Here is a 16801-nt window from a genome sequence, read left to right as displayed (position 1 = left end):
GCGGGTGAGCGAGCAGCAGACCCCTTCCCTCCAGCACCGGTTCGACGGCCCCGAGGACGGCCCCGTACTCGTCCTCGGCCCCGCCCTGGGCACCACCTGGCACATGTGGGACCGCCAGATACCGGAGCTGACCCGGCACTGGCGCGTCCTGCGCTTCGACCTCCCCGGTCACGGCGGCGCCCCCGCCCGGCCCGCCGCCACCGTCGGCGAGCTCGCCGACCGGCTGCTGGCCACCCTGGACCGGCTCGGCGTCGAACGCTTCGGGTACGTGGGCTGCTGCGTCTCCGGCGCCATCGGCACCGACCTCGCCCTGCGCCATCCGCACCGGCTCGCCTCGCTGGCGGTGGTCGGCTCCGCCGCGCACTTCGCGGGCGCCGACAGCTGGGGGTCCCGCGCCGGCGAGGTCCGCGCGAACGGGCTGGAGCCGGTGGCCCGGTCGGCGCCCGAGCGCTGGTTCACCTCCGCCTTCGCGGGCGGCCAGCCCGCGATCGTGGACTGGGCCGTCCAGATGGTCCGTACGACCGACCTCCACTGCTACGCCGCCTCCTGCGAGGCCCTCGCCGCCTTCGACGCACGGGCGGGGCTGGGCCGGATCGGCGCCCCCACGCTGGTGATCGTCGGTGCCGAGGACCAGGTGACCCCGGCCGCCGAGGCCCGGGTGCTGGTCGCCGGGATCCACGACGCCCGCCTGGCCGTGGTGCCCGCGGCGCGGCACCTCACGCCGGTCGAGCAGCCGGCCGCCGTGACCGATCTGCTGGTCCGCCACTTCTCGGCCCCCTGGCAGCCCGCCGCCGGGCCTCAGTCGTCCGTTCAGGGCGGGTCGTTCGGGGCACCGGAGCCCGCTGTCGCGTCCGCCCCGGCCGGAACGTTCGGCGCGCCGGAGCCCGCTGCCGCCGCCACCGCTCCCGCGCCCGCCCCCGCCGGATCTCAGCCGTCCGTGCCGTCAGTACCGTCCGTGCCGGGCGGACCCTTCGCGGTGACGCAGCCGGCAGCCGTCGCCGAGCCCCGGGCCGCCTCGGCCCCGGCCCCCGAAGCGGCCCCGAAGGCCGATTCCCCGGAACCGGACCAGGGCGCGAACCCCTTCGCCGCGGCCGGGCACCTGCCGGCCTCCGCGGGCGCCAACCCGTACGCGGCCCCGGGGGACGCCAACCCCTACGCGACCACCCCCGCCCCGGCACCCGGCCCCGCCCCGGACGCCGACGCCCACGCGACGGGCGTCCGGATCCGTCGCGAGGTGCTCGGCGAGGAGAGCGGGAGCCGGCCCGGACCGGACGGGTTCGGCGCCGAGTACGACGACTTCGTCACCCGCGTGGCATGGGGCGGCACATGGGCGCGCCCCGGGCTCGACCGGCGCACCCGCTTCCTGCTCACCCTGACCGCCCTGACCACGGCCGGCCACCTCGACGAGCTGGACCGGTACGTCCGGGCCGCCCTGCGCGACGGCGTCACCGCCGACGAGGTCAAGGAAACGTTGCTGCACACCGCCCTCTACTGCGGTCTGCCGGCGGCGGGCGCCGCCTTCGCGGTGGCCGAGCGCGTCGTCGCGGCGGAGGGCGGCGACGCGCGGTAGGGCGCGGCGGCGCGCAGACGCGGCGCGGGGGCGCGTAGCAAGATGGGGCCATGAAGCTGACCAAGCAGAGTCATGCCTGCGTCCGTCTGGAGAAGGACGGCCGCACGCTCGTCATCGACCCCGGAGGGTTCAGCGAGGAGGACGCGGCCGTCGGCGCGGACGCCGTCCTCGTCACCCACGAGCACCCCGACCACTTCGACGAGAACCGGCTGCGGGCCGGTCTGGAGGCCAACCCGGCCGCGGAGCTGTGGACGCTGCGCAGCGTCGCCGAGCGGATCTCGGCCGCCTTCCCCGGCCGGGTGCACACGGTCGGCGAGGGCGACACCTTCACGGCTGCCGGCTTCGACGTCCAGGTGCACGGGCAGCTGCACGCCGTGATCCACCCGGACATCCCGCGGATCACCAACGTCGGCTACCTCGTGGACGGTTCGGTCTTCCACCCCGGCGACGCGCTGACCCTGCCGGGGCAGCCGGTCGAGACGCTGATGGTCCCGGTCATGGCCCCCTGGAACAAGGTCTCCGAGGTCATCGACTACGTCCGGGAGATCAAGCCCCGGCGGGCGATCGACATCCACGACGCGCTGCTGACGGACCTCGCGCGGCCCGTCTACGACCGGATGCTGGGCCCGGACGGCCCCGGCGTCGGGGGAGCGGACCACTCCAGGATGGCGGCCGGCCAGAGCATCGACCTGTGACTGTCAGAGGCGGCCGTTAGGGTGGCCGCATGCGCATCGCCACCTGGAACGTGAACTCGATCACCGCCCGTCTCCCCAGGCTGCTGGCCTGGCTGGAGAGCAGCGGCACGGACGTGCTGTGCATCCAGGAGACCAAGTGCACCGCCGAGCAGTTCCCCACCGAGGCGCTCCGCGAGCTCGGCTATGAGTCCGCGGTCCACGCCACCGGGCGGTGGAACGGCGTGGCGCTGGTCTCCCGGGTCGGCCTGGACGGTGTGGTCATGGGCCTGCCCGGCGGGCCCGACTACGAGGGCGCGCAGGAGCCGCGCGCGATCTCCGCGGACTGCGGGCCCGTCCGTGTCTGGTCGGTCTACGTGCCCAACGGCCGCGAGGTCGGCCACAACCACTACACCTACAAGCTCCGCTGGCTGGAGTCGCTGCGCGACGCCGTCGCGGTGGACGCGGCGGGGGAGCGGCCGTTCGCCGTCCTCGGCGACTTCAACATCGCCCCGACCGACGAGGACGTCTACGACCCCTCGGTCTTCGAGGGCGCCACGCACGTCACTCCCGCCGAGCGTGCCGCCCTCGCCGCCCTCCGCGACGCCGGCCTGTCCGACATCGTGCCGCGCCCCCTGAAGTACGACCGTCCGTACACCTACTGGGACTACCGCCAGCTGTGCTTCCCCAAGAACCGGGGCATGCGCATCGACCTGGTCTACGGCAACGCCCCCTTCGCCAAGGCCGGCCAGGACGCCTTCGTCGACCGCGAGGAGCGCAAGGGCAAGGGTGCCTCGGACCACGCCCCCGTCGTCGTCGACCTCGACGTCTGACGGCCCCGGCGCCCCGGCCTAGCCGAGCGCCGGGACGATGTGCCGGCCGTAGGCGTCGATGGTGCTCTCCTTCGCGTCGTGCATGGCGTAGACGGCGAACTGGTCCACCCCCAGCTCGCGCAGCCGCTCCAGCCGCTCCCGGTGCGCCTCCACGGGACCGAGGAGGCAGAAGCGGTCCACGATCGCGTCGGGCACGAAGTCGGTGGAGGGGTTCCCGGCGCGCCCGTGGTGGCTGTAGTCGTAGCCCTGCCGCTGCTCGATGTACGAGGTGAGCACCTCGGGCACCAGGCCGGAGTGCGCGCCGTAGCGGCTGACCAGGTCGGCGACGTGGTTGCCGACCATGCCGCCGAACCAGCGGCACTGCTCGCGCGCGTGCGCCAGGTCGTCCCCGACGTAGGCGGGGGCGGCCACGCAGATCGTGACCGAGGACGGGTCGCGGCCCGCCTCAGCGGCGGCGGTGCGCACGGCCTTGATCATCCACTCCGTCAGATACGGGTCGGCGAGCTGGAGGATGAAGCCGTCGGCCTCGCGGCCGGCCAGGGCCAGGGCCTTGGGTCCGTACGCGGCCATCCACACCGGCAGCCTGCCCTCGCCGACCCAGCCCAGCTTCAGGGTCTTGCCGTCCACCTGCGTCTCCCGGCCCTCGGCCAGGTCGCGGATGACGCGCATCGCTTCGCTGAGGGTGGCGAGGGTGTTGGGCTTGCGCCCGGCGACCCGCATCGCCGAGTCGCCGCGGCCGATGCCGCACACCGTGCGGTTGCCGAACATGTCGTTGAGGGTGGCGAAGGTGGAGGCGGTGACCTCCGGGCTGCGGGTGGAGGGGTTGGTGACCATGGGGCCGACCATGAGTCGTTCGGTGTGTTCCAGGATGCGGCTGTAGATGACGAAGGGCTCCTGCCACAGCACGGCGGAGTCGAAGGTCCAGCCGTAGCGGAAGCCGGCCCCTTCGGCACGGCGCATCAGGTCGATGACGGCGGAGGCGGGCGGGTCGGTCTGGAGGACGAGGCCGAAGTCCACGGTACGGGGTGCTCCTTACACGAGTTACGCCAGGTACTGACAGGTCGAGCGGGGCAGGTAGCGTCCGTGTCCCGCCCGGCCGGTGAACCGCCTCCGGTCGAGGACGGTCTCTCCGCGGCACAGGACGCTCTCCACCTGTCCGGTGATCCGCTTGCCCTCGTAGGCCGAGTAGTCGACGTTCATGTGGTGGGTCGCGGCCGAGATCGTCTGCTCGGCGTGGGGGTCGTAGACCACGATGTCCGCGTCGCAGCCCGGAGCGATGGTGCCCTTGCGCGGGGCGAGCCCGAACATCCGGGCGGGGGCGGCGCAGGCGATCTCGATCCAGCGGCGGCGGGAGATATGGCCGTCGACGACGGCCTGGTGGAGCAGGTCCATGCGGTTCTCCACGCCCGGCAGGCCGTTGGGGATCTTGGAGAAGTCGCCCCGGCCCAGCTCCTTCTGTCCGGAGAAGCAGAACGGGCAGTGGTCGGTGGAGACGACCTGGAGGTCGTCGGTGCGCAGCCCGCGCCAGAGCGCCGCCTGGTGCTCGCGTGGGCGCAGCGGTGTCGAGCAGACGTACTTCGCGCCCTCGAAGCCGGGCTCGGCGAGGTTGTCCGTGGACAGGAACAGATACTGCGGGCAGGTCTCGCCGAAGACCGGCAGGTCCATGCCGCGGGCGCGGGCCAGCTCGGCCACCGCCTCCTCGGCCGAGACGTGCACGACGTACAGGGGGCTGCCGGCGACGCGGGCGAGCTGGATGGCCCGGTGGGTGGCCTCGGCCTCCAGCAGGGCCTTGCGGACCTCGCCGTGGTGGCGGGGGTCGGTCCTGCCGGCGGCGAGGGCCTGTTCGACCAGGACGTCGATGGCGATGCCGTTCTCGGCGTGCATCATGATCAGTCCGCCGTTTCCGGCGGCCCGCTGCATGGCCCGCAGGATCTGCCCGTCGTCGCTGTAGAACACGCCCGGGTAGGCCATGAACAGCTTGAACGAGGTGACGCCTTCCCCCACCAGGAGGTCCATCTCCTTCAGGGAACCGTCGTTCACATCGGAGAGGATCATGTGGAAGCCGTAGTCGACGGCGCACTGCCCGTCGGCCTTCGCGTGCCAGGTGTCCAGTCCCTGGCGCAGGGACTGCCCGCGCTGCTGCACCGCGAAGTCGACGATGGTCGTGGTGCCGCCCCACGCGGCGGCCGCGGTGCCCGTCGCGAAGGTGTCCGAGGAGGAGGTGCCGCCGAAGGGGAGGTCGAGGTGGGTGTGGGCGTCGACCCCGCCGGGCACGACGTACTTCCCCGTCGCGTCGATCGTGTGCTCCGCGCTCCAGCCGCCGGCGCAGGAACTGCCGGGCGCGGCCAGGGCGGCGACCTTGCCGTCCTCGATGAGGACGTCCGCGTGCATCTCCTCGGCGGCGGTGATGACGAGACCGCCGCTGACGATCGTTCTGGTCATGTCCGTTCCTTCGCTCCGACGGTGTTCTGCACCGTGCGCAGCGCCTCTTCGAGCGCGGCGGCGCCCTCCTCGGCCTCCGCGACGGTGAGCGACAGGGGTGGGGCGATGCGCAGGGTGTTGCCCTCGCGGCCGCCCTTGCCGACCAGCAGGCCCTGTTCGCGGGCGCGTTCGAGGGCGAGCGCGGCGGCGCGCGGGGAGGGCGAGCCGTCGTGCTCGACGAGCTCGATGCCGATCATCAGGCCGCGGCCGCGCACCTCGCGGACGACGGACAGGCCGGCCGTGATGGCGCGGAGCCGCTCGATGAGGAGGCCGCCGACGCGCCGGGCGTTGCCCTGGAGGTCGTGCTCGAGCAGATAGGTGAGGTTGGCCAGGCCCGCCGCCGCGGTGACCGGGCTGCCGCCGAAGGTGGAGATGGAGTTGGCGTCGAGGCAGTTCATGACCTCGGCCCGGGCCACGACGCCGCCCAGCGCCATGCCGTTGCCGATGCCCTTGGCGAAGGTGAGCGCGTCCGGCGGGCCGCTCGCGTCGTGCGCCTGCCAGCCCCAGAAGTGATCGCCCGTGCGGCCCCAGCCGGTCTGCACCTCGTCGCTGATCCACAGGATGCCGTGCCGGTCGAGCACCTCGCGGAAGGCGGCGTAGAGCCCGTCGGGCGGTGCGGTGAACCCGCCGACGCCCTGCACCGGCTCGGCGATGAGCGCGGCGACGTTGCCGTGCGTCTGGCCGAGCATGTCCTCCAGGTCCGCGACGCAGGCCTCGATGAACTCCGCGTCCGACAGCCGCCGGTAGGGCCCGCGGCCGCGGATGCCGCCGTGCACGTACAGCGTCTGCAGCGGCGAGAGGCTGGTGGGCGACCAGCTGGAGTTGCCGGTGACGCCGACGGCGGAGAACGAGCGGCCGTGGTAGCCGTTGCGCATCGCCAGGATCTGGTTCGAGCGGCGGAAGGACGTGGCCAGCAGCAGGGCCGTGTCGTTGGCCTCGGTGCCGGAGGTGGTGAAGAAGACCCGGGCGTCGGGGATGCCGGACAGGGCAGCGATGCGCTCGGCCAGCTCCACCATGTGCCGGTCGAGGTAGAGGGTGGAGGTGTGCAGGATGCGGCCGGCCTGCCGGGCGACGGCCTCGGTGACCTCGGGCAGGGCGTGGGCGGTCATGGTGGTCAGGACGCCGCCGAAGAAGTCGAGGTAGCGCCGGCCGTCGGCGTCCCAGACGTAGCGGCCCTCGCCGTGGGAGAGCTCCAGCGGCTCGTCGTAGTAGACGGAGAGCCAGTCGGGCATCACCGCGCGGTGCCGGGCGCGCAGCGAGGGCTGCCCCGCGCTCACGGCCGCACCAGCCCGTCGTACGCGTCGGGCCTGCGGTCCCGGTAGAACGCCCACTGCCGGCGCACCTCGTCGATGACGCCGAAGTCCAGGTCGCGGACCAGGAGTTCCTCCTTGGTGTCGCTGGCGAGGTCCCCGACGAACTGGCCGCGCGGGTCGACGAAGTACGACGTGCCGTAGAAGTCGTTGTCGCCGTACTCCTCCTGGCCGACGCGGTTGATGGCGGCGATGAAGTACTCGTTGGCGACCGCCGCCGCGGGCTGCTCCAGCTGCCACAGGTGGGCGGACAGGCCGCGGGAGGTGGCGGAGGGGTTGTAGACGAGCTGGGCGCCGGCGAGGCCGAGGGAGCGCCAGCCCTCGGGGAAGTGGCGGTCGTAGCAGATGTAGACGCCGACCTTGCCGACGGCGGTGTCGAAGACGGGCCAGCCGAGGTTGCCGGGCTTGAAGTAGTACTTCTCCCAGAAGCCCTTGAGCTGCGGGATGTGGTGCTTGCGGTACTTGCCGAGGTAGCTGCCGTCGGCGTCGATGACGGCGGCGGTGTTGTAGTAGAAACCGGACTGCTCGACCTCGAAGACCGGTACGACGATCACCATGCCGGTCTCGCGTGCGAGCTCCCGCATCCGCTGGACGGTGGGTCCGTCCGGGACCGGCTCGGCCCAGCGGTAGTGCTCGCTCTCCTGCACCTGGCAGAAGTAGGGGGCGTTGAAGACTTCCTGGAACCCGATCACCTTGGCGCCCTGCGCGGCCGCGGCGCGGGCGTGTTCCTCGTGCTTGGCGATCATCGACTCGGTATCGCCGGTCCAGGTCGCCTGGACCAGTGCGGCGCGGACAACGTTGGCCATGAGCTGCTCCTATGCCAGGGGCTTCCACCAGGCTGACACGCGAAGATCCGTGTGTGCATGCGACCGTAGGTCCCGTCACTCCCCGTGGCAAGACCATCGCACTTCCTGTGGAAAACCCGGGGGCATCCGGGTGTGCGCCGCCCGGGAGAGCGGTCGGCCGGGGCGGCGTCCGCGGTGGTGCCGCCCCCCACCGCGGACGCCCCGGTCCGGCTCAGTGCGCCGGCCGCACCACCATCGCGGAGCCGCCGCCGCGCCGTGCGGTCTCGGCGGCCGCCAGCCACCGCCCGTCCGGCAGGCGCTGGACACCGGTCGCGGCGCCGATCTCCGGGTTGGGTTTGAAGACGTGGCCCTTGGCTTCCAGGCGGCCCCGCAGCGGGCTGTCCCACAGGCTCGGCTCCAGCTCGGTCGTCGCCGCGTTGCGCTGGCTGGCGCGCGGCGCGGCGATCGCGTCGACGAGCGGCATCCCGCGGTCGACGTGGTTGAGCAGCGTCTGCAGCACCGTGGTGATGATCGTGGCGCCGCCGGGGGAGCCCAGGGCGAAGGCGGGCCGGCCGTCCTTCAGGACGATCGTGGGGGACATCGACGAGCGCGGGCGCTTGCCCGGGCCGGGCAGGTTGGGGTCGTGGACGCCCGGGCTGACGGGGGTGAAGGAGAAGTCGGTCAGCTCGTTGTTGAGCAGGAAGCCGCGCCCCGGCACGGTGATGCCGCTGCCGCCGGTCTGCTCGATGGTGAGGGTGTACGCGACGACGTTGCCCCACTTGTCGGCGACCGTCAGATGGGTGGTGTGCTCGCCCTCGTACGGCGTGGGGGCGGGGGTGCCGCGCGTCGTGCAGGACGGTGCGGGCCGGCGCGGGTCGCCGGGCGCCAGCGGGCTGGTCAGCACGGCGTCGTCCTTGATCAGGCAGGCGCGCGAGTCGGCGAAGGCTTGCGAGGTCAGCCCCTGGACGGGCACCTTCTCGAAGGCCGGGTCGCCGACCCAGCGGTTGCGGTCGGCGAAGGCGATCCGGCTCGCCTCGATGTAGCGGTGGAGGTACGCCTGCGGGGACAGCCGCTTGATCTCGCTGTTCTCCAGGATGTTCAGCGCCTCGGCGACGGTGGTGCCGCCCGAGGAGGAGGGGGCCATTCCGTAGACGTCCAGGCCGCGGTAGGCCGTCCGGGTGGGTTCCTGCTTCCGGGTGGCGTACGCCCGCAGGTCCTTCTCGGTCAGGTCGCCGGGGCGCGCCACGCGCTGCGAGGCGGGGTCGACGGGGGGCTTGCGCACGGTCTTGACGATGTCGCGCCCGACCGGGCCCCGGTAGACGGCGTCGACGCCGTCCTTGGCCAGCAGGCCGTAGGTGCGCGCCAGGTCGGGGTTCTTCAGGGTCGAGCCCACGGCCGGGAGCTTTCCGCCCGGCAGGAACAGCTCGGCGCTGGCGGGGAAGTCCTTGAAGCGCGCCTGGTTGTCGGCGGTCTGGCGGCGGAAGGTGTCGTCGACGGTGAAGCCGTCGCGCGCCAGCCGCCGGGCCGGCTCCAGCACCTGGGCGAGCGAGCGGCTGCCCCACGAGCGCAGGGCGGTGTCCCAGGTCGCCGGGGTGCCGGGCGTGCCGACGGCGAGGCCGCTGGTGACCGCGTCGGCGAACGGCAGCGGTCTGCCCTTCTCCAGGAAGAGGTCCTTGGTCGCGCTGAGCGGCGCCCGCTCCCGGCCGTCCACGGTGGAGACCTTGCGCGTCTTGGCGTCGTAGTGGACGAGGTAGCCGCCGCCGCCGATGCCGGCGGAGTAGGGCTCGGTGACGCCGAGGGCGGCGGCGGTGGCCACCGCCGCGTCCACGGCGTTGCCGCCCTTGCGCAGCACTTCGATGCCGGCCGCCGACGCGTCCGGGTCGACGCTGGCCACCACGCCCCCGTGGCCGACGGCCACGGGGGACTTGCGCGGGGCGGCCTCCGTGGCCGGGCCGGCCCCGGAGGCCGCGGCGGGTGCCGTCAGCGCGCCCGCGAGGAGCGCTGTCGCTATGGCGAGGACGGGCAGGCTTCGGTGAGTGGTCGGTCTCGGGAGCGCCATCTGTGCCTCCATTCGGGCGAACGGGCCCCGGAGCCTACTCGCGGAGCCCGCCCGCCGACAGGGCACGCTCGGCGTCAGCGCAGCTTCGCGAGCACCGAACGGGCCATGGACTGCTCGCCCTTGGCATTGGGGTGGAAGGGCGCGGCGGGGTTCTCGGGCTGTGCGCCCTCGACCCACCGGTCGGCGGTGGGCTTGCACACATCGTGGCCCACCGTCGGGCCGTAGGTGTCGGCGAAGCGGACGTGCGCCTTGCCCGCCTGCTCCTTGAGCATCGCGTTGAGTCGCTTCTCGGTGTCCCGCAGGTACGGGGTGTCACCGGCGGCGATCGGCACGGCCGGGAAGCAGCCCTTGCCGTCGTCCGGCATGATCGTCGGGTAGCCGACGAGCACGACCTTGGCGTACGGGGCGCGCTCGTGCACGGCCTTGAGGACACGGGCGATCTTGGGCGCCGCGTCGTTGATGCGCGCGGTGAGCTGGTCCGAGCCGTCCGCGGCCGTGAACTGCTTCTTGCAGGGGGCGCCGGCCGGGTCCGTGGCGGACAGCTGGGCGCAGGTGCCGATGATGGTGCCGAAGCCGATGTCGTTGCCGCCGATGCCGACGGTGACGAGCCGGGTCTGCTTGCCGAGGGCGTCGAGCTGGGGCGCGTTCGCACCCTGCGCGCGCCACATGTCGTCGGTCACCGCACCGCTGCAGCTGACGTCCTTGAAGGACTTCTGCCCCAGCTCAGCGGCGGCCAGCGAGGGGTAGTTCACGCTGGAACGCGCGCAGTCGCCGCCGGTCTGCTCGGGGATGCCCGGGCCGGAGGTGTACGAGTCGCCGAGGGCGACGTAACGGGCGCTGCCGGGCTGCTCGGTGGTGGCGACCGAGGGGGCCGCCGCCCCGGCCGTCAGCGCTGAGGCCGCGCCGAGGACCGCCAGTGCCTTTCCGTACCGCCCACCGCGTTGGCGCACGTGTGCCACTACTGCCTCCGTAGACAAAAAGAGTCGTTCACCGATGATCGGCTGATCATGGCCTGGTCAGACTCGCCTCGTGGTGACTCTCTGTCAATCTCGTCACGGGCGTCCCACCCGTCCGATAATTCGACTCTCGGAGTCCAATTAGCTAGGTTGGAGTCGTGCGACTGACCAAAAGCACCGACATCGCCCTGCGCATCGCGATGCGCCTGGCCGTGGCGCCGGATGCCGGCGACGGCGCGGCGCCGACCACCCGCGAGGTGGCCGGCGCGGTCGGCGTGCCGTACACCCACGCCGCCAAGGTGGTCAGCCGGCTGCAGCACCTGGGGGTCGTCGAGGCCCGCCGGGGCCGCGGCGGCGGGCTCGCCCTGACCGAGGCCGGGCGCCGGAGTTCGGTGGGCCGGCTGGTCCGCGAGCTGGAGGGGGCCGGCGACGTCGTCGGCTGCGAGGACGAGCCGCCCTGCCCGCTGCGCGCCGCGTGCCGGTTGCGCGGCGCCCTGCGCCAGGCCCAGGAGGCGTTCTTCGCCGCTCTCGACCCGATCACCGTCGAGGAGCTGACCGGCCCGCCCACCGGCCCCGTCCTGCTGAGCCTGAGCCCACCCCCCGGAAGCTGACGCACCGCCGCCCGCGAGCGGGCGGTCACGCACACCCTTTAATGCGAATCTCAGATGCAAGTTCGATCGCCGATCGCTTGCTCCGAGGCCCGACCGTGAGGAGCCGCCGATGCTGTCCCCGAAGTCCACCGAGATCGTCCGCGCCACCCTGCCCGCGGTCGGCGGCGCCATCGGCGAGATCACGCCGCGCTTCTACGACCGCCTGTTCGCCGCCCACCCGCAGCTGCGCCGCGACCTGTTCAACCGCGGCAACCAGGCCAGCGGAGCCCAGCAGCAGGCGCTCGCCGGCGCCATCGCCGCCTTCGCCACCGCACTCGTCGAGCACCCGGACGTGCGGCCCGACGCCATGCTCTCGCGCATCGCCCACAAGCACGCCTCGCTCGGCGTCAGCCGCGAGCAGTACCCGGTCGTCCAGGAGCACCTCTTCGCCGCCATCGCCGAGGTGCTGGGCGAGGCCGTCACCCCCGAGGTCGCCGCCGCCTGGGACGAGGTCTACTGGCTGATGGCGAACGCCCTGATCGCCCTCGAGGCGCGGCTGTACGAGCGGGCGGGCGCCCTGCACGGCGCCACGTGGCGCTCGTGCCGCGTCCTCGCCCGCCACCAGGAGACCGCCGACGTGGTCACCTTCGTCGTCCGCCCGTGCGAGGGCCGCCCGGTGCCCGCCGCCCGGCCCGGCCAGTACGTCTCCGTCCAGGTCACCCTGGACGACGGCGCCCGGCAGATCCGCCAGTACAGCCTCTCCGGCCACCCGGAGGACGCCCTTCAGTTCTCCGTCAAGCGCGTCGCCGGCGACCCCGCGGGCGAGGTCTCGAACCACCTCCACGACCACGTCGCGGTGGACGACACGCTGCTCGTCAGCCACCCCTTCGGCGACGTCGTCCTGGACGACGGCGACGGGCCGCTGCTCCTGGTCTCCGCCGGCATCGGCTGCACCCCGATGACCGCGATGCTCTCCCACCTCGCCGCCACCGGCTCGACCCGGCGCGTCGTCGCCGTCCACGCCGACCGCAGCGAGGCCACCCACGCCTTCCGCGCCGAGCTGTCGCAGCTGACCGCCAAGCTCGCCGACGCCGGCGCCCACGTCTGGTACGAGCACCCCGAAGGCCCCTGGCCCGCCGAGCGCACCGGCCGTGCCGACCTGACCCGCCTCGACGTCCCGGCCGGCGCCACCGCGTACCTCTGCGGCCCGCTGCCCTTCCTGCGCGCCGCCCGCGCCCAGCTCCTCGAGGCCGGCGTGGCGGCCGCCGACATCCACTACGAGGTCTTCGGCCCCGACCTGTGGCTGGGTGCGGAGGACTGAGGGGCCGTCAGGCGCCGGCGGCGCGGACGATCAATCGTTACCCACGCGTAACTCGCGTGCCTATTACCCCCGGTAAGCCTCCGAGGTTACTTTCGGGTCACTTGTCCCGGCAGTGCCGCCGCCCCCTGTGCGGGGCGGCGGCACCGACGTCAGGAGTGACCCGTGCGACACCCCCGGCAGGCCCAGCGCACCACGGCCACCGTCGTCGCCTCGGCCGCGCTGCTCGCGGCCGGGGTCCTGGGCCCGGCACCCACCGCCCGGGCGTCCTCGCCGGCCGCGCCACCGCGCGCGGCCGCGGCCGCGGGGGCGGACCTGCGCTTCACCGACATCCCCGGCTCCGGCGGCATCACCCTCAAGGGCAACGTCTTCACCCCCACCGGCGCCGACGGCTCCCGCCGCTACCCGGTGATCGTGCTGCCCACCAGCTGGGCCATGCCGCAGTTCGAATACATCGCCCAGGCCAGGAGACTCGCCGACGCCGGCTATGTCGTGGTCAGCTACACCGCACGCGGCTTCTGGCTCTCCGGCGGAAAGATCGAGACGGCCGGCCCGCCGGACGTCGCCGACGCCTCCAAGGTCATCGACTGGACGCTCGCCCACACCCCGGCCGACCCGGACCGGATCGGCATGGCCGGGATCTCCTACGGAGCGGGCATCAGCCTGCTGGCCTCCGGCTCCGACAAGCGGATCAAGGCCGTGGTGGCGATGAGCGGCTGGGCCGACCTCATCGAGTCCATCTACGGCGAGCGCACCCAGCACCGCCAGGCCGCCGAACTGCTCGGCGGCCTGGGCGCCCTGACGGGGCGACCGGGCGACGAGCTGAAGGGGATCCTCAAGGACTTCCTCGGCTCGAACCTGGCCAAGGAGAAGGAGATGCTGGAGTGGGGCGCCAAGCGCTCCCCGGCCACCCGCCTGAAGGAGATCAACGACAACGGCGCGGCCATCATGCTGGGCAACGCCTGGGGCGACTCCCTCTTCCCGCCCGGCCAGTACGCGAAGTTCTACGAACGGCTCACCGGCCCCAAGCGCCTGGAACTGCGGCCCGGGGACCACGCCACCGCCGAGGGCACCGGACTGCTCGGCCTGCCCAACGACACCTGGAACAACGCCCACCGCTGGTTCGACCGCCATCTCAAGGGCGCCGCCAACGGCATCGACCGCGAACTGCCCGTCCAGCTGAAGCCCCGCTCCGACGGCCCCTACGAGTCCTACCCCGACTGGGCGGCCGTCGAGCGCACCCGCAAGGCCGTCCCCCTCACCGGCTCCCGGACCATCCGCGCGAACGTCGACTCGGGGGCCAACGGCGGCACCGCCATCCTCTCGGGCGCCCTCGACCAGTTCCTGAAGCTGCCGCCGATGGTCTCCGTGCCGCTGCTGCCGCGCTCGTACGCCGCCGTGTGGCAGACCGGCCCGTACGCCGCCCCGCAGCGCGTGCGCGGCACCGTCGGGCTGCACACCACCCTCACGAGCGACAAGGAGAGCGGCACGGTCGTCGCGTACCTCTACGACGTGGGCCCCCTCGGCGTGGGCCGGCTCGTCAGCCATGCCCCGTACACCTTCCACGGCCGCACCCCCGGCACGCCCTTCGACGTGGACCTGGAGCTGTACGCGACCGCCTACGACGTCCCGGCCGGACACCGGCTCGCGCTCGTCGTCGACACCGTGGACCCGCTGTACATCGAGCACAACCCGGCGGGCGCACGGCTGACGCTCGGCCCCGGCCGGCTCTCGGTGCCCGTGCGGGACTAGGGGTGCGTGCGGGACTAGGGGTGCGTCCCCGCGCCCGGCATCAGCGTGCCGGGCTCGGCGGGGGCGACCTCCACGGCCTCCGTCTTCAGGCTGCGCTTCTGCCGCTTGGCCACCCAGTTGGCGAACCAGGACAGCAGCATGCACATCCCGATGTAGATCGGGGAGATGACCATGACGACGGGGATGAACGGCAGGTCGTAGTCGAGGTTGCTGGCGATCAGCTTGCCCGCGTGCAGGAACTCCTCGTAGGTGATGAGGAAGCCGAGCGAGGTGTCCTTCAGGGCGACCACGAGCTGGCTGATGATGGTCGGCAGCATCGCGCGCAGCGCCTGCGGCACCAGCACGTAGGTCATCACCTGGGTCTTGTACATGCCCAGCGAGTACGCGGCCTCCCGCTGCCCGCGTTCGACGGAGTTCACGCCCGTGCGGAAGACCTCGGCGAGCACCGAGCCGTTGTAGAGCGTCAGGCCGGTGACCAGGGCCGGCAGCGGCTGGACCTTGAGCGCGACGAAGACGAAGAAGATCATGACCAGCACGGGCATGGCGCGGAAGAACTCCACCACGAGCGTGGCCAGCCAGCGCACCGGCGCGTGCACCGACAGCCGCCCGCAGGCCAGGACCGCGCCGAGCGCGAGGGAGAGCACGGCGGCGTAGGCGAAGGCCTTGAGCGTGTTGCCCAGGCCGCGCAGCAGCATCTCCTGGATGCCCTTGTACTCGAACGGCGTCCACTTGGCGGCCGTGAACTGCTGGGTGTCGAAGAGGAGGTAGACCACCCAGGCGAGGATCCCGGCGATCACCACGGTGGCGATGACGCCGTAGAGGCGGTGGCGGCGCCGGGCGAGCGGACCGGGGATGTCGTACAGGGCGGTGGTCATCGGGCGACTCCCCAGCGCTTCTCCAGCACGTTGAAGATCGCGCTGATGGTCAGGGTCACGATCAGATAGCCGACGGCGATCCAGATGAAGGACCAGATGATGCTGTAGCCCATCTCGTTGAGGGGCTTGTAGACGCCCAGCAGCTCGGTGACGCTGAACGACCCGGCGATCGCCGAGTTCTTGGCGAGCGCGATCAGCGTCGAGCCGATCGGGGGGATGACCGAGCGGAAGGCCTGCGGCAGGACCACGTCGCCGAGGGTCTGGGTGAAGGTCATGCCGAGGCTGCGGGCGGCCTCCCCCTGGCCGGTGGGCACGGTGTTGATGCCCGAGCGCAGGGCCTCGCAGATGAAGGCCGAGGTGTAGCACCCCAGGGCCAGCACGGCGAAGAGCTGGAAGGGCAGCACGATCCCGAAGCGCGGCAGGCCGAGCAGCACCGCGAAGAACAGCAGGGTGAGCGGGGTGTTGCGCAGCACCGTCACCCACACCGTGCCGAAGGTGCGCAGCGAGGCGACGGGGGCGACCCGGAAGGAGGCCATGAGGAAGCCGAGGGCGAGCGCGAGCAGCGAGGCGTAGACGGTGAGCTCGACGGTGCCGAGCAGGCCCTCGCCGTAGAGGGCGAGGTTGTCGGTCAGGACGTTCATAGGAGTCCTCCTCAGCCCGCCGGGTAGCGGTCGACGGGGGGCGGCTGCGGTGCGGGCACCCCGGACAGGCCGAGGGTGGCGTCGTACGCCTTCTTCCAGTCGCCGTTCTTCTCGTGCGCCACGAGGGCGTCGTCGAGGGCGAAGCGCAGGGCGTTGTCGGACCGGGGCACCCCGATGCCGTACGGCTCCTTGGAGAAGGGCTTGCCGACCACCTTCAGCTCGTCGGGCGCCTTGGCGGCGAAGCCCATGAGGATGGTGTCGTCGGTGGTGACGGCGTCCACCTGGAGGGTGAGGAGGTTGTCCACGCAGATCGAGTACGTGTCGTAGGCGACGGCGATCGCCTTGGGGTACTCGCGCTGGATGCGCTGCAGCGGGGTGGAGCCGGCCGCCGAGCAGACCCGCTTGCCGGCCAGGTCCCCGGGCCCGTTGATGTCCGTCTCGTCCGCGCGGACCAGCAGCGACTGGCCGGCGATGTAGTACGGACCGGCGAAGCCGACCTGCTTCTTGCGCAGGTCGTTGATGGTGTAGGTGCCGACGTAGTAGTCGATCTGGCCGTTCTGCAGGGCGGTCTCGCGGTTGGCCGAGGCGATGGTGCGGAAGGCGATGGTCTTCGGATCGAAGCCCAGGGACGCGGACATCATCCGGGCGATCTCGATGTCGAAGCCGGAGTAGGTGCCCGAGGCCGGGTCCTTCTCGCCGAGGTAGGGCTGGTCCTCCTTGGCCCCGACCACCAGGTGCCCGCGCTTCCTGGCGGCCCGCCAGGTGGGGGAGTCCTCCAGCTGGAAGCCGGCGTCGACGTGGTAGACGGGGAGCGCCCCGGGCTTGGGGCCCTTGACCGGCGGGCTGCCCTCCTTGCCGCAGCCGGCCGCCAGCAGGGCGAGGGCGGCCAGCGCCAGGGCGGCCGCCCGGCCGCGCCCGCGCCCGTGCCGCGTCCGCCTCATGTGCACGCGTCTGATCTGC

At 72.6% G+C, this 16801-nt stretch carries 15 protein-coding genes; 6 read left to right on the top strand and 9 right to left on the bottom strand.

The window, feature by feature from the left end:
* Positions 1-4: 4 nt before the first annotated feature.
* From ACIGXW_RS17300 to ACIGXW_RS17290, 3 genes are read left to right on the top strand one after another with little or no spacing between them, the layout of a single operon-like run.
* Positions 5-1570, top strand: a complete 1566-nt coding sequence (locus ACIGXW_RS17300; RefSeq protein ID WP_399573765.1) for an alpha/beta fold hydrolase — start codon at positions 5-7, stop codon at positions 1568-1570.
* 50 nt (positions 1571-1620) lie between these two features.
* Entirely contained in the window at positions 1621-2265 is a 645-nt protein-coding gene (locus ACIGXW_RS17295; protein ID WP_399573764.1) for an MBL fold metallo-hydrolase, read from the top strand.
* A gap of 29 nt (positions 2266-2294) precedes the next feature.
* Positions 2295-3074 (top strand): exodeoxyribonuclease III, encoded by a 780-nt coding sequence (locus tag ACIGXW_RS17290; RefSeq protein ID WP_399573763.1) that lies wholly within the window; start codon positions 2295-2297, stop codon positions 3072-3074.
* 18 nt (positions 3075-3092) lie between these two features.
* Here the strand turns inward: ACIGXW_RS17290 and ACIGXW_RS17285 are convergent, their stop codons facing one another.
* The 6 genes from ACIGXW_RS17285 to ACIGXW_RS17260 form a co-directional block, all read right to left on the bottom strand.
* Complete coding sequence (locus ACIGXW_RS17285; RefSeq protein WP_399573762.1) at positions 3093-4091, bottom strand: TIGR03842 family LLM class F420-dependent oxidoreductase; 999 nt, start codon at positions 4089-4091, stop codon at positions 3093-3095.
* Positions 4092-4115: 24 nt separating this feature from the next.
* Positions 4116-5516 (bottom strand): dihydropyrimidinase, encoded by a 1401-nt coding sequence (gene hydA, locus ACIGXW_RS17280; protein ID WP_399573761.1) that lies wholly within the window; start codon positions 5514-5516, stop codon positions 4116-4118.
* Positions 5513-6787 (bottom strand): aspartate aminotransferase family protein, encoded by a 1275-nt coding sequence (locus ACIGXW_RS17275; RefSeq protein ID WP_399574048.1) that lies wholly within the window; start codon positions 6785-6787, stop codon positions 5513-5515. Before ACIGXW_RS17275 ends, hydA begins: the two co-directional genes overlap by 4 nt.
* A 41-nt stretch (positions 6788-6828) precedes the next feature.
* A complete protein-coding gene (locus ACIGXW_RS17270) occupies positions 6829-7671 on the bottom strand; it encodes a nitrilase-related carbon-nitrogen hydrolase (protein ID WP_399573759.1) in 843 nt (280 codons plus the stop codon).
* A gap of 211 nt (positions 7672-7882) precedes the next feature.
* Entirely contained in the window at positions 7883-9709 is a 1827-nt protein-coding gene (gene ggt, locus ACIGXW_RS17265; RefSeq protein WP_399573758.1) for a gamma-glutamyltransferase, read from the bottom strand.
* Between the two features lie 74 nt (positions 9710-9783).
* Positions 9784-10668: an SGNH/GDSL hydrolase family protein gene (locus ACIGXW_RS17260; protein WP_079273620.1), complete on the bottom strand. Its 885-nt coding sequence runs from the start codon at positions 10666-10668 to the stop codon at positions 9784-9786.
* A gap of 155 nt (positions 10669-10823) precedes the next feature.
* Between ACIGXW_RS17260 and ACIGXW_RS17255 the strand changes: the two genes are divergently transcribed.
* The 3 genes from ACIGXW_RS17255 (at position 10824) to ACIGXW_RS17245 (ending at position 14325) form a co-directional block, all read left to right on the top strand.
* Positions 10824-11276: an Rrf2 family transcriptional regulator gene (locus tag ACIGXW_RS17255; protein ID WP_071962093.1), complete on the top strand. Its 453-nt coding sequence runs from the start codon at positions 10824-10826 to the stop codon at positions 11274-11276.
* Between the two features lie 109 nt (positions 11277-11385).
* Positions 11386-12576 (top strand): globin domain-containing protein, encoded by a 1191-nt coding sequence (locus tag ACIGXW_RS17250; protein WP_399573757.1) that lies wholly within the window; start codon positions 11386-11388, stop codon positions 12574-12576.
* Positions 12577-12738: 162 nt separating this feature from the next.
* Positions 12739-14325 carry a CocE/NonD family hydrolase gene (locus ACIGXW_RS17245; protein WP_399573756.1) on the top strand — a complete coding sequence of 529 codons (1587 nt, stop codon included), beginning with the start codon at positions 12739-12741 and terminating at the stop codon, positions 14323-14325.
* 14 nt (positions 14326-14339) lie between these two features.
* Here ACIGXW_RS17245 and ACIGXW_RS17240 read toward each other — a convergent pair whose 3' ends face one another.
* From ACIGXW_RS17240 to ACIGXW_RS17230, 3 genes are read right to left on the bottom strand one after another with little or no spacing between them, the layout of a single operon-like run.
* Positions 14340-15200 carry an amino acid ABC transporter permease gene (locus tag ACIGXW_RS17240; RefSeq protein WP_399573755.1) on the bottom strand — a complete coding sequence of 287 codons (861 nt, stop codon included), beginning with the start codon at positions 15198-15200 and terminating at the stop codon, positions 14340-14342.
* Positions 15197-15841, bottom strand: a complete 645-nt coding sequence (locus tag ACIGXW_RS17235; protein WP_071962096.1) for an amino acid ABC transporter permease — start codon at positions 15839-15841, stop codon at positions 15197-15199. The genes ACIGXW_RS17240 and ACIGXW_RS17235 overlap by 4 nt, the downstream gene beginning before the upstream one ends.
* 11 nt (positions 15842-15852) lie before the next feature.
* Positions 15853-16782 carry a glutamate ABC transporter substrate-binding protein gene (locus tag ACIGXW_RS17230; protein WP_399573754.1) on the bottom strand — a complete coding sequence of 310 codons (930 nt, stop codon included), beginning with the start codon at positions 16780-16782 and terminating at the stop codon, positions 15853-15855.
* Between the last annotated feature and the right edge of the window lie 19 nt (positions 16783-16801).

It is taken from the genome of Streptomyces sp. NPDC053079, assembly GCF_044546695.1.
GTDB lineage: Bacteria > Actinomycetota > Actinomycetes > Streptomycetales > Streptomycetaceae > Streptomyces.
Note: the sequence above shows the minus strand (reverse complement) of the source record. Positions and strands in the feature narration are given on the sequence as shown.